This is a genomic window from Pseudomonas sp. SM4, assembly GCF_051913165.1.
Taxonomy (GTDB): domain Bacteria; phylum Pseudomonadota; class Gammaproteobacteria; order Pseudomonadales; family Pseudomonadaceae; genus Aquipseudomonas.
Map to the genome: position 1 here is coordinate 177,237 of NZ_JBODOE010000002.1, position 12,633 is coordinate 189,869.

The following is a 12,633-nucleotide window of genomic DNA, read 5'->3' on the forward strand; positions in this document are numbered from 1 at the left end:
AGTCCTGCGCGAAGTCAGTTTCAAATGAGAGTGATTCTATTTAACTTGCGCGCCGACACAAAGCCTTTTTATCCGCTACGGCATTCAAGAGCGCTTTAGCGTCTCGCTCGGTAATTCCTTGAACAACGCCCGATAACTGCTTGAAAACCGTCCCAGATGCCAGAACGACCACTGCATGGCCACCTCGGCAACGGTGGTTTCCGTGGGGCGGCGTTTGAGCAGTTCGCGGTGGGCGCTGTTCAACCGGCGCAGGCGTAACCAGTGGCTGGGCGTCATGCCGGTGTAGGCCTTGAAGGCCTGTTGCAACTGACGCAATGACACGCCCGCAACCTGCGAGAGTTCGAGCAGATTGAGGGTCTCTTCCGCGGAATCCGCCGCCCAGTCACCGACGCGTTTCATGATGGCGCGCTCTTCAGTGCGCCGCTGCAAGCCGCCGCCGTCCAGGCACACCCGCGCGTTATCGAGGATGAACAGACAGTCATCCAATAGCTGCTTTGTTAGAGCATCTTTATCAAGCGGATCAACAGCTTGCGACAACTTCGTGAGAGTCGAGCTTAACCAGCGACTGAACAAGGCGTTCTGCCCGCAGTTGAGCTGGGTCATGAACATCCCTTCCAGTTTCGCCACGTCCAGACCGTGCTGGCGAACGAACTCCGGGCCGAACACCACGGCGATTTCCTGGTAGTTCTCCGGGGTGATCCAGATGTTGCGACTGTCTTCATTGAGCAGGTAAAGCGCGTTGTCGCTGCGATCAAAACAGAACGCCAGCGCCCCCGACGGCGCACTGAAATTCTGCTCGACGCGGGTGTTCATCTGCTCTTCGTAGACCTCGACACCTTGCAGATCCAGATAGCGGATCTGCCCGGCGAAATGGCCTGGCGACATCTGTTGGTAATGCTGTACCCAACCGGGTGTCACGCGGACTTGTTCAGCGACATCGGCGGTGTTGAACGCTTGTACCTGGAGCGGATTGCACGTTGTCATGGGGTGACCTTGCGCACTCTTTTGGTGCGCTTTGGTGCTGCTTAAAGTGGATAGATGGAACTGCAAGGCTCGCCCAAGATAGTCGTCAACGCGCCACAGGGGAAGGGGCGGAAGATGAAACCCGCCCTCCCCGGCGTCTATAAAACCAATAACGAGGTCTTTATGAATGCCCCTTTCGATCAGCTGTTCACGTGGCTGAAAGATCACAAGATTACCGAAGTCGAATGTGTGGTCAGCGACCTGACCGGCATTGCCCGCGGCAAGATCGCACCGACCAACAAGTTCCTGCATGAGCGAGGCATGCGCCTGCCGGAAAGTGTGCTGCTGCAAACGGTAACCGGGGATTTTGTCGACGACGACATCTACTACGACCTGCTCGATCCCGCCGACATCGACATGGTCTGCAAACCAGTGGCTGACGCGGTCTACGTGATTCCATGGGCGATCGAACCAACCGCCATCGTCATCCACGACACCTTCGACAAATTCGGCAACCCGATCGAACTGTCGCCGCGCAACGTGCTGAAGAAAGTCTTGCAGCTGTACACCGACAAAGGCTGGAAGCCGATTGTTGCGCCGGAAATGGAGTTCTACCTGACCCAACGTTGCGAAGACCCGGATTTGCCGCTGAAGGCACCGCTGGGCCGTTCGGGCCGTGCGGAAAGCGGTCGTCAGTCGTTTTCCATTGATGCCGCCAACGAATTCGATCCGCTGTTCGAAGACGTCTACGACTGGTGCGAACTGCAAGGCCTGGACCTCGACACGCTGATCCACGAAGACGGCCCGGCGCAGATGGAAATCAACTTCCGCCACGGCGATGCGCTGGATCTGGCCGACCAGATCACCGTGTTCAAACGCACCATGCGTGAGGCCGCGCTCAAGCACAACGTTGCCGCGACGTTCATGGCCAAGCCGATCGGCGATGAGCCCGGCAGCGCCATGCACATTCACCAGAGCGTGGTCGAGATCGCCACCGGCAAGCCGATCTTTGCCAACGCTGACGGGCAAATGAGCGAATTGTTCCTCAATTACATCGGCGGTTTGCAGAAGTACATCCCGAAAGTGCTGCCGATGTTCGCGCCGAACGTCAACTCGTTCCGCCGCTTCCTGCCGGACACCTCTGCGCCGGTCAACGTTGAATGGGGCGAAGAAAACCGCACCGTCGGCCTGCGTGTGCCGACCTCCAGCCCTGAGGCGATGCGCGTGGAAAACCGCTTGCCGGGCGCGGATGCCAACCCGTATCTGGCGATTGCCGCGAGCCTGCTCTGCGGCTACATCGGCATGGTCGATGGCATCGAGCCGAGCGCCGGGGTACAGGGCCGCGCCTACGAACGCCGCAACCTGCGTTTGCCGATCACCATCGAAGAAGCGCTGACGCAGATGGAAGAGTGCGAAACCGTGGCGAAATACCTCGGCGACAAGTTCGTCCGTGGTTATGTCGCGGTGAAGCGTGCCGAGCATGAAAACTTCAAGCGCGTGATCAGCTCGTGGGAGCGTGAGTTCCTGATGCTCAGCGTTTAATTCAAATTTGCACAAAACCTGTGGGAGCGGGCTTGCCCGCGATGGCGGCGGCACATTCAGCAGTGATGTCGAAGCTGCCGGCCTCATCGCGGGCAAGCCCGCTCCCACAGGATTAGCGAACCACCTGAAAAGTCCAATAAATTAGAGGTGTCGATATGCGTCTGTTGAAATCCATGGTACCCGCCGCTCTGGCCCTGATGTGCAGCGTTGGAGCACACGCCCAGCCCCAGGTCAGCGTCTACAACTGGACCGACTACATCGGCGAAACCACCCTCGCCGACTTCCAGGCAAAAACCGGGATCAAGGTGATCTACGACGTCTTCGACTCCAACGAAACCCTCGAAGGCAAGCTCCTCGCCGGGCGCACCGGGTACGACGTGGTCGTGCCATCCAACCACTTCCTCGCCCGTCAGGTGAAGGCCGGGGCTTTCCTCAAACTGGATCGCGCGCAACTGCCGAACTTCAAAAACCTTGATCCGAAGCTGCTTGAACTGCTGGAGAAAAACGACCCGGGCAACGAGCACTCGGTGCCGTACCTGTGGGGCACCAACGGCATCGGTTACAACGTCGACAAGGTCAAGCAAGTGCTGGGCATCGATCACATCGATTCCTGGGCCGTGCTGTTCGAGCCTGAAAACCTGAAAAAACTCACCCAGTGCGGCGTGTCGATGATGGACTCCGCCGACGAAGTCTTCCCCGCGGTGCTCAACTACATGGGCATGGACCCGCGCAGCGAAAACCCCGAAGACTACAAAAAAGCTGAAGCCAAACTGCTGAGCATTCGTCCGTACATCACCTATTTCCATTCCTCCAAATACGTCTCGGATCTGGCCAACGGTGACATCTGCGTAGCCTTCGGCTATTCCGGTGACGTGTTCCAGGCCGCCAACCGCGCCAAGGAAGCCAAGAACGGCGTGAACATCGCCTACGCCATCCCGAAAGAGGGCGCCAACCTGTGGTTTGACCTGCTGGCGATTCCCGCCGACGCGAGTAACACCAAAGAAGCGCACGCCTTCATCAATTACCTGCTCGATCCGCAAGTGATTGCCAAGGTCAGCGCGTCGGTCGGTTATGCCAACCCTAACCCGGCCGCCAAGCAGTTCATGGATCCGGAGCTGGTCAATAACCCTGAGGTGTATCCGCCGCAGGAAGTGCTCGACAAGCTCTACATCTCTACCACCCCGCCTCAAGCGATCATGCGTCTGATGACCCGCTCCTGGAGCAAAGTGAAGTCGAACAAATGAATCAGTACACCGAAGAACACGCCCGCTCCTACTACGCAGCTTCAGCGCGGGCGACCACAGCCTATCCGCAACTGGAAGGTGAGCTGAGCGCCGATGTCTGCGTGATCGGCGGCGGGTTCACCGGGGTCAACACGGCCATTGAACTGGCACAGCGCGGGCTTTCGGTGATTCTGATCGAAGGCCGGCGCATCGGCTGGGGCGCCAGCGGGCGCAACGGCGGGCAGTTGATTCGTGGCATTGGCCATGACGTCGACGGCTTCGCCAAGTATGTCGGCCAGGACGGCGTGCGTTACTTGCAGCGCGCCGGCATCGACTCGGTGGAACTGGTGCGCCAGCGCATCGGCGACCACGGCATCGAGTGCGACCTGCGTTGGGGCTTCTGCGATCTGGCCAACACCTCTGCGCAGTTCGATGCATTCAAGGAAGAGCTGGTCGACCTCGCCGAACTCGGTTATGCCCACGCAACACGCCTGATCGGCCCGGAGCAGATCCGCCAGCAAGTGGTCAACTCCGAGATCTATGCCGGTGGGCTGGTGGACATGGGTTCCGGTCATCTGCATCCGCTGGATCTGGTGCAAGGCGAAGCGCGGCTGGCGGCCTCCCTTGGCGTGCGGATCTTCGAGCAAAGTCAGGTGCTGGAAATCATCCACGGCGCGACGGTGCAGGTGCGTTGTGCCCATGGCACGGTGCGTGCCGGCAGCCTGGTGCTCGGCTGCAATGCGCATCTGGATGAACTCGAACAACAACTCAGTGGCAAAGTGCTGCCGGCCGGCAGTTACATCATTGCTACCGAACCGTTGTCCGAGGAGCGCGCCGCGCAACTGATCCCGCAGAATCTGGCGGTGTGCGACCAGAAAGTCGGTCTCGATTATTACCGGCTCTCGGCTGACCGGCGCTTGTTGTTCGGCGGTGCCTGCCATTATTCCGGGCGCGATCCTGCGGACATCGCGGCTTATATGCGGCCGAAGATGCTCAAGGTCTTCCCGCAATTGGCCGACGTGCACATCGATTACCAGTGGGGCGGCAAGATCGGCATCACCGCCAACCGTTTCCCGCAGGTCGGGCGGCTCAAGCAGCATCCGAATGTGTTTTATGCGCAGGGCTACTCCGGCCATGGCCTGAACGTCACCCACTGGTGCGCGAAACTGCTCGGCGAAGCGATTCATGCCGGGCACAGCCAAGGCATGGACGTGTTCAGCGGCGTGCCGCACATGACCTTCCCCGGCGGCCCTGCGCTGCGCTCGCCCCTGCTGGCGCTGGGCATGTTCTGGTATCGCCTGCGCGAAATCCTTGGCTAACCCCCTACCCAATCTGATCGTTCCCACGCTCCGCGTGGGAATGCCTCAAGGGACGCTCTGCGTCCAGTGACGCGGAGCGTCACGGGCTGCGTTCCCACGCGGAGCGTGGGAACGATCAATAGCGGCATATGCGCTATACAGATTTGCTCTATCGCCAAGCACTTCTATATTGATGAGGTGCTTTTGCGTTCCTGACGCTCAGTGCCCAATCAATCGAGGAGGACATGGATGAAGTCGTCAGCCACCGACGAGCCGCGAGCACCAGGCCAGGCCCCCATCAAAACCCGCCGTTTCGGCATCTCACTGGTCTGGATCGTGCCGATCGTGGCCGTGCTGGTGGGCATCTCGCTGGTCGTGCACAACATCCTCCAGGAAGGCCCGACCATCGTGGTCACCTTCAAGACCGGCAGCGGGCTGACGGCGAACAAGACCGAGGTCAAGTACCGCAACGTGGTTGTCGGCCAGGTCACGGATGTCGAGTTGAGCGACGACCAGAAAAGCGTCAACGCCACCATCAAGCTGGCCAAACAGGCCGAAACCTTCACCCGTGAAGACTCGCAGTTCTGGGTCGTGCGCCCGCGGATCGGCGCTGGCGGTGTTTCCGGCATCGACACCCTGCTCTCCGGTGACTACATCGGTGCCGACATCGGCCAGTCCAATGCCCGCGCGAAAAACTTCAAAGGCCTGGAAAACCCGCCCCCCATTACCTACGGCGAGCCCGGCAAACGCTTCATGTTGCATGCCTCCGACCTCGGATCGCTGGACATCGGCTCCCCTGTTTACTACCGCAAGATTCCGGTTGGCCAAGTCGTCACTTACGCCCTCGACCCCGACGGCAAAGGCGTCAATATCGAAGTGTTCATCCATGCGCCGAACGATGCCTTCGTCACCGAAAACACACGTTTCTGGAACGCCAGCGGCATCGACGTCAATGTCGGCGCCAACGGCTTTGCGGTGAAGACCGAATCGCTCTCGACCCTGCTGGTCGGCGGCATCGCCTTCCGCGCTCCGGAATACAGCCCCAACGACGTCGCAGCGGCCGAAGACAAAGACTTCGAACTGTTCGCCGAGCAGAGCACCGCACTCGCCCCGCCCAACGGCAAGGCGCAGTACTTGAGTCTGCGCTTCGACCAATCCCTGCGCGGCCTGAAAGTGGATGCGCCGGTGGAGTTCCTTGGCATGGAGATCGGCCGAGTGGTCGGGATCAATCTGGATTTCGATGCGAAAAAACGCAGCTTCCCGCTCAACGTCGGCATCGTCATTTACCCGCAGCGCCTGGGCATGGCCTACGGCAAAATGCTCACCGCTTTCAAGCATGACCCCAACGACGAAGCGGCCGGTATTCGTCTGATCGGTACCTTTATCGACAATGGCCTGCGCGCGCAGGCGCGCAGCGGCAATCTGCTGACCGGCCAGCTTTACGTTGCCCTGGACTTCTTCCCGAAAGCCGAGAAAGTCGCGTTCGATCCGACGTTGCGCCCGGTGATGATCCCGACCGTGCCGGGTAGCCTTGAACAGTTGCAGGAAAAACTCGAAGCCGTGGTCGACAAACTCAACAAGCTGCCGGTTGATCGCATTGCCAGCAACCTCGACAGCAACCTGGTCGAACTGCGCAAAGGCCTGACCCAGTTCAACGCGAAGACCTTGCCGGGCGTGCAAAACACCCTCGCCGACGTCAGCAAAACCCTACAGTCCGCCAGCTCGACCCTGGCCGAAGATTCACCGCAACGCGAAAAGCTCACCGAGACCCTCGACGAACTCGGCCGCATGTCGCGCTCCCTGCGTGAACTCTCGGATTACCTCGGTCGCCATCCGGAATCGCTGATTCGCGGTCGCCCAGACAACGCAGCGCCGCTGGACCTGAAAGGACCGCCACGCAATTGAGCACAGGAGCTACCCCATGGCTTTACCGCTGAAGATCACCGTGCTCGCTGCTTGCATGCTGCTCGGCGCCTGCCGCAGCGACCCGATCAGTTTTCATACGCTGACGCCGGTGCAACTGGGCAGCGCCCGCCCCGGGGCGCAAATCCCGATTGAAGCCATCACCGTACCGCCGCAGGTCGACCGCCCGCAAATTGTCATTCGCCAGGGCAACAGCGGTTTGGCGATCCTTGAAACTCAATGGTGGGGCGCGAGTCTGGCGGATGAGCTGCGCAGTGCACTGGTCGATCAACTGAGCAATTCCAGCGGTCGCGGCGATGTGTCGGTGCGCATCGAGGTGCAACGTTTTGATTCAATCCCCGGCCAATACGCCCTGATCGATGCGAAATGGCGGCTGCGTCCGCTGGGTGACACCGACAGTGGCCTGGTCACTTGCCGCTCGACTTTGCAAACGCCGTCAGGGCCGAGCATCAATGAACTGGTGACTGCTCAGCAAAACAACGTCAAACGCCTGGCTGCACTCATCAGTCAGGCGGCAGGCAATCCGCGCGGCTGCCCGTCTTCCTCCTGAATCACACCTTCTGGCTCCAGCTTAAGACGCACGGCTCTCGTGCGTCGGCGAGTCGCTGCTAATCTGAATAGGAATGACATGTATTAACCGTCTTTTTGACGGTTTTTTCTCATCTGTCAGCCTGATTTGCCCGCGACTCAACAATGCAAACCCTTTGCCTCACGTCCGGCGAAGGCTTGCCCATAACGTATAAAAAGCCAGGAGCCCGCCCATGAGTCCACACCTTCCCGCCTTCCTGAAAAGCGCCGCACTGGCCACCGCCCTGCTCGGTTCCGCCCCACTGTGGGCTGCCGACGGCGTTGGCTTGTTGGTCTACAACGCCCAGCATGAAAGCCTGACCAAGGCCTGGGTCGCTGGTTTCACCGAAGAAACCGGCATTCCGGTGACCGTCCGCAATGGCGATGACACCGAAATGGGCAATCAACTGGTTCAGGAAGGTACGGCTTCCCCGGCAGACGTATTCCTCACCGAGAACTCCCCGGCGATGGTGCTGGTCGACAACGCCAAGCTGTTTGCGCCGATTGCGCCAGCCACACTGGAACAGGTGGAAGCGGCTTACCGTCCGGCGCATGGCCAGTGGATCGGCATCGCCGCGCGATCAACCGTATTCGTCTACAACTCGGCCAAACTGGCGGAAAAAGACCTGCCGAAATCCCTGCTCGATCTGGCCAAACCCGAGTGGAAAGGTCGCTGGGCCGCCTCCCCGGCCGGTGCCGATTTCCAGGCCATCGTCGCGGCGGTGCTTGAGCAGAAAGGCGAAGCCGCCACGCTCGACTGGCTCAAAGGCATGAAGACCAACGCCACCGTGTATCGCGGCAACAGCGCCGTGCTCAAAGCGGTGAATGCCGGGCAGATCGACAGCGGCGTGATCTACCACTATTACAGCTTCGTCGATCAGTCCAAGACCGGCGAAAACAGCAAGAACACCAAGCTCTACTACTTCAAGCATCAGGACCCGGGCGCGTTCGTCAGTACCTCCGGCGCCGGCGTGCTGGCCTCCAGCAAACATCAGGAAGACGCGCAGAAGTTCGTCAAATACATCACCGGCAAGGAAGGCCAGGAAATTCTCCACAGCGGCACCTCGTTTGAATACGCGGTCGGCAAAGACGCGCCGTCCAACCCGAAACTGACGCCGTTGAAGGATCTCGATGCGCCAAAAGTCGATGCGTCGAAACTCGACAGCAAGAAAGCCGTCGAGCTGATGACTCAGGCGGGAATCCTGTAAGTGATCCCGGAACCTTTACCGGCGGACGTCGTTGCGGCGTCTTCCGCTCACCTGCCACTGAAAACCCGCGCCCTCAATGGTCGCGGGGGTTCCTGGGTGGTTGCGCTGGCGATCACGGTTTCACTGCTGTCGTTGCTGCCGATCCTGTTTGTCATCGGTGTGTCGTGGGCGACCGGTTGGGCGACTATCGAAGCGTTGGTGTTTCGTCCCCGAGTGGCCGAGCTGCTGATCAACACGGTGTTGTTGGTGTTGATCACCCTGCCCTTGTGCATTGTGCTCGGCACGACGCTGGCGTGGCTGACCGAACGCAGCAACCTGCGCGGTCGGCGCCTGTGGTCATTACTGGCCGTGGCGCCTTTGGCGGTGCCGGCGTTCGTGCACAGCTATGCGTGGGTCAGCCTGATTCCATCGATTCATGGATTACCCGCCGGCGTGCTGGTGTCGGTGATCGCCTATTTCCCGTTCCTTTATCTACCGGTTGCAGCGACGTTGCGCCGACTCGATCCGGCGATTGAAGACGTCGCCGAATCCCTGGGCCTCAAACCTTGGGCGGTATTTTTCCGGGTGGTATTGCCGCAACTGCGGTTGGCGATTTGTGGCGGTGCGTTGCTGGTCGGTCTGCACCTGCTGGCCGAATACGGGCTCTACGCAATGATTCGCTTCGATACCTTCACCACGGCGATTTTCGATCAGTTCAAATCAACCTTCAACGGCCCGGCGGCGAACATGCTCGCGGGGGTTCTGGCCCTGTGCTGTCTGGCGATGCTCACCGTCGAATCTGCCGCGCGAGGCAAGGCACGTTATGCCCGCGTGGGTTCTGGCAGCGCGCGCGAACAACGCACGGTGTTGTTGAGTCGCGGCGCCAAAGCGCTTGGGCTGGGTCTGCAAGTACTGACGTGCCTGCTCGCCCTTGGCGTACCGTTGCTGACGCTGGGGCGCTGGTTGGTCGCCGGCGGTGTAGAGGTCTGGGAAAGTGGTGAGTTGCTGCCCGCGTTGTTGCAAACCCTGTCGTTCGGCGTGGCCGGTGCGTTGCTGACCAGCCTCGCGGCGATCCCCATTGCCTGGCTGTCGATCCGCGCGCCGGGCAAATTGCAGCGCCTGCTGGAAGGCTGCAATTACATCACCAGTTCGCTGCCGGGGATTGTCGTGGCGCTGGCACTGGTGACCGTGACCATCCATTTCGCCCGGCCGATCTACCAGACCACCATTACGGTGCTGCTCGCCTATCTGCTGATGTTTCTGCCTCGCGCACTGGTCAGCCTGCGTGCCGGTTTTGCCCAGGCCCCGGTAGAACTGGAGAACATCGCGCAAAGCCTCGGCCGTTCGCCGCTGCGCGCGTTGTGGCTGATTACCTTGCGCCTCGCTGCACCCGGCGCGGCGGCCGGCGCCGCCCTGGTGTTTCTGGCGATCACCAATGAATTGACCGCGACTTTACTGCTCGCGCCCAACGGCACCCGAACCTTGGCCACCGGTTTCTGGGCCATGACCAGTGAAATCGATTACGCCGCCGCAGCGCCTTACGCACTGTTGATGGTGCTGTTATCGCTGCCGCTGACGGCCATCCTCTACCACCAATCCAGGCGCACCGCTGGCCGATGAACGCACTTGAACTGATCTCCCTGAGCAAAGCCTTTGGCGCGCAGCAAGCGCTGGACGACATCTGCCTGTCCGTCCCGACCGGTAGCCGTACGGTGATTGTCGGCCCGTCGGGCTCCGGCAAAACCACGCTGTTGCGGATGATCGCCGGCTTCGAATTTCCCGACGCCGGCAGCCTGATGCTCAATGGTCAGGTGCTGGTCGACAGCACCCACGCCGTACCGGCTTATCAGCGGCAGATTGGCTATGTGCCGCAGGACGGCGCGCTGTTTCCGCACATGACCGTCGCTGCCAACATCGGTTTTGGTCTGGCCCTGACAGGATCGGCAAAAACCGAACGTATCGCACAACTGATGGACAGCGTTTCGCTGGATGCCAACATGGCCAACCGTTGGCCGCATGAATTGTCCGGCGGTCAGCAGCAACGGGTTTCGCTGGCTCGCGCACTGGCCCAGCAACCGCGATTGATGCTGCTCGACGAACCGTTCTCCGCGCTCGACACCGGCCTGCGCAGCGCCATGCGCAAAATGGTCGCGCGCTTGCTCGAAGACGCGGGCGTCACGACGATTCTGGTCACCCACGATCAGGGCGAAGCACTGTCGTTTGCCGATCAACTGGCGGTGATGCGTGGCGGGCGTCTGGTGCAGTCCGGGCATCCGATGGACCTCTACCGCTACCCGCACGATGAACAGACTGCGCATTTTCTCGGAGAAGCCGTGGTGATGCCCGCGCGCATTGAATCCGGGCTGGCCCATTGCGACCTCGGCCCGGTGCCGGTCGACAGCAACGGTTTCATTGGCGAAGCGCAGATCATGCTGCGACCGGAGCAACTGCAGGTGGGCGGCGCAGTCATCGGTAATCAGGGTTGCCATGCTGTGGTCACCGAGCGCGATTTTGCCGGCAACACCTGCACGTTGACCGTCGAACTACGCTCGTCAACCAGTCAGGATCCGGGGCGCTCACTGTTAGTGCGCAGCTCCGGCATGCACGCGCCACCCGCCGGCAGCCCGGTGCAATTGTCAGTGCTTGGCGCCGCTCACGTGTTCACCGCGTCCTGATCACAGGTCGAAGCGATCCACCGCCCGCCGCCGCTCGTTGTCATCACGCACATCGTAGTTGGCGGTGGTCTGGATATTGCTGTGGTGCGCCAGTTTCTGCGCGATCGACAGGTCGTGCTCTTCGATCACCCGAGTGATGAACGAACGGCGGAAATCGTGCGGCATGATCTTCACCCCGACCTGGGTGCCGCGCTGCCGGGCGATGTAGTAGATCGCGTGTTTGGTGATGCGCTCGCGGGTGATGTGGCTGCCGCGACGGATGCGGTTGAACAGAAAGGCATCGTCGCTCTCGCCTTCCTTGAGTTGCTCGCGGCGAAACTCCAGCCATTTATTGAGCTTGTCGAACGCCCACGTCGGCGCATATTTGATCAGTTGTTTATTGCCCTTGCCGGTGACGGTCAGGCTGCGTTCGCGGAAGTCGACCTGATTCAAGTCCAGGTCCACCGACTCCGATTTGCGCATGCCGGTGCCGTACAACAGGGCGATCACCGCCGCATCGCGCAGGCCCTGCGGACGTGGGTCGGCGGCGCAGACTTCCATCAGTTCGTGAATCAGCGTGCGCTTCAAATTGCGCCCCTGGGACAACCGCGTGCCGGCAATACCTTTGACCGAACGCATTTTCAGCAGATGGTCCTGACTGATCAGGCTCATGCGCCAGGCTTCATTCATTACGCCGCGCACGGCATTCACATACAGCGAAGAAGTATTTGGCGCATAACCGTCGGCGCGCAACGCGGCGACCAGCGCGATGACGTCTTCGGGCTGCAGCCCGTGCCAGGGGATTTCCTCGATGTCGACGTCTTCGAAACCGAGGCGGTCGGCGGCGTCCTGCAAGACATAACGCATGGTCAGTTGGCTGGACGGCGCCAGACGGGCCAGATACAGCGTCAGCGGATTAGTGTTGGACGGGGTGGATTCAGTACTCGACAAGTCAATCAAACGAAACGGCCTTGAATAGAAAACAGTTCAACAAAACAACTTAAAAGTGCAAAGAAACTTATATAAGGAACGACTTTTCCGTAGGACTTTTCTATTAAAAGTGCCGATGAACGGAGGAAGTCTGAACGGTGGCTGTATGGCTAACAGATAAACGAATCGCCGACCGGTTTTTCATGTTCCTTTGACAAAAACGGGCATAACCTTAGTTACAACAGGTTGCCCCGAAAGGCCTACAACCTGCCGTCCGCGGACTTAAAAGTCAATCAGGCATTCCCCGGCCGGTATCCCAAACCATTGAAATCATGTGTTTTTCAGA

Annotated in this window: 10 protein-coding genes; 8 read left to right on the forward strand and 2 right to left on the reverse strand. The window is 60.1% G+C overall.

Annotated features, from left to right (window positions below):
- Positions 1-84: 84 nt before the first annotated feature.
- Positions 85-984 carry a helix-turn-helix domain-containing protein gene (locus ACQ4MY_RS03790; protein WP_440093823.1) on the reverse strand — a complete coding sequence of 300 codons (900 nt, stop codon included), beginning with the start codon at positions 982-984 and terminating at the stop codon, positions 85-87.
- A 162-nt stretch (positions 985-1,146) separates the two neighbouring features.
- On the opposite strand from ACQ4MY_RS03790, the gene ACQ4MY_RS03795 reads away from it, so the two are divergent.
- The 8 genes from ACQ4MY_RS03795 (at position 1,147) to ACQ4MY_RS03830 (ending at position 11,378) form a co-directional block, all read left to right on the forward strand.
- Positions 1,147-2,505, forward strand: coding sequence for a glutamine synthetase family protein (locus ACQ4MY_RS03795; RefSeq protein ID WP_045123278.1), 1,359 nt, complete (start codon positions 1,147-1,149; stop codon positions 2,503-2,505).
- Positions 2,506-2,660: 155 nt separating this feature from the next.
- Entirely contained in the window at positions 2,661-3,749 is a 1,089-nt protein-coding gene (locus ACQ4MY_RS03800; RefSeq protein WP_440093824.1) for a polyamine ABC transporter substrate-binding protein, read from the forward strand.
- Positions 3,746-5,047, forward strand: coding sequence for an NAD(P)/FAD-dependent oxidoreductase (locus ACQ4MY_RS03805; protein WP_440093826.1), 1,302 nt, complete (start codon positions 3,746-3,748; stop codon positions 5,045-5,047). The genes ACQ4MY_RS03800 and ACQ4MY_RS03805 overlap by 4 nt, the downstream gene beginning before the upstream one ends.
- 228 nt (positions 5,048-5,275) lie before the next feature.
- A complete protein-coding gene (locus ACQ4MY_RS03810) occupies positions 5,276-6,931 on the forward strand; it encodes a PqiB family protein (protein ID WP_008086011.1) in 1,656 nt (551 codons plus the stop codon).
- 16 nt (positions 6,932-6,947) lie between these two features.
- Positions 6,948-7,499, forward strand: a complete 552-nt coding sequence (locus ACQ4MY_RS03815) for a PqiC family protein (protein ID WP_008086013.1) — start codon at positions 6,948-6,950, stop codon at positions 7,497-7,499.
- Between the two features lie 211 nt (positions 7,500-7,710).
- Positions 7,711-8,724: an iron ABC transporter substrate-binding protein gene (locus ACQ4MY_RS03820; RefSeq protein ID WP_440093828.1), complete on the forward strand. Its 1,014-nt coding sequence runs from the start codon at positions 7,711-7,713 to the stop codon at positions 8,722-8,724.
- Positions 8,725-8,727: 3 nt separating this feature from the next.
- Positions 8,728-10,323 carry an ABC transporter permease gene (locus ACQ4MY_RS03825; protein ID WP_440094258.1) on the forward strand — a complete coding sequence of 532 codons (1,596 nt, stop codon included), beginning with the start codon at positions 8,728-8,730 and terminating at the stop codon, positions 10,321-10,323.
- On the forward strand, positions 10,320-11,378 hold the full coding sequence (locus ACQ4MY_RS03830) for an ABC transporter ATP-binding protein (protein ID WP_440093830.1): 1,059 nt from the start codon (positions 10,320-10,322) through the stop codon (positions 11,376-11,378). Before ACQ4MY_RS03825 ends, ACQ4MY_RS03830 begins: the two co-directional genes overlap by 4 nt.
- On the opposite strand, the gene ACQ4MY_RS03835 is transcribed toward ACQ4MY_RS03830, so the two are convergent.
- Complete coding sequence (locus ACQ4MY_RS03835) at positions 11,379-12,224, reverse strand: site-specific integrase (protein ID WP_238552732.1); 846 nt, start codon at positions 12,222-12,224, stop codon at positions 11,379-11,381.
- Between the last annotated feature and the right edge of the window lie 409 nt (positions 12,225-12,633).

What these genes read in the sequence shown, in the direction of transcription:
- ACQ4MY_RS03790 (WP_440093823.1), bottom strand. Translation starts at nt 984, where the DNA reads ATGACAACGTGCAATCCGCTCCAGGTACAAGCGTTCAACACCGCCGAT.
- ACQ4MY_RS03795 (WP_045123278.1), top strand. Translation starts at nt 1,147, where the DNA reads ATGAATGCCCCTTTCGATCAGCTGTTCACGTGGCTGAAAGATCACAAG.
- ACQ4MY_RS03800 (WP_440093824.1), top strand. Translation starts at nt 2,661, where the DNA reads ATGCGTCTGTTGAAATCCATGGTACCCGCCGCTCTGGCCCTGATGTGC.
- ACQ4MY_RS03805 (WP_440093826.1), top strand. Translation starts at nt 3,746, where the DNA reads ATGAATCAGTACACCGAAGAACACGCCCGCTCCTACTACGCAGCTTCA.
- ACQ4MY_RS03810 (WP_008086011.1), top strand. Translation starts at nt 5,276, where the DNA reads ATGAAGTCGTCAGCCACCGACGAGCCGCGAGCACCAGGCCAGGCCCCC.
- ACQ4MY_RS03815 (WP_008086013.1), top strand. Translation starts at nt 6,948, where the DNA reads ATGGCTTTACCGCTGAAGATCACCGTGCTCGCTGCTTGCATGCTGCTC.
- ACQ4MY_RS03820 (WP_440093828.1), top strand. Translation starts at nt 7,711, where the DNA reads ATGAGTCCACACCTTCCCGCCTTCCTGAAAAGCGCCGCACTGGCCACC.
- ACQ4MY_RS03830 (WP_440093830.1), top strand. Translation starts at nt 10,320, where the DNA reads ATGAACGCACTTGAACTGATCTCCCTGAGCAAAGCCTTTGGCGCGCAG.
- ACQ4MY_RS03835 (WP_238552732.1), bottom strand. Translation starts at nt 12,224, where the DNA reads ATGCGTTATGTCTTGCAGGACGCCGCCGACCGCCTCGGTTTCGAAGAC.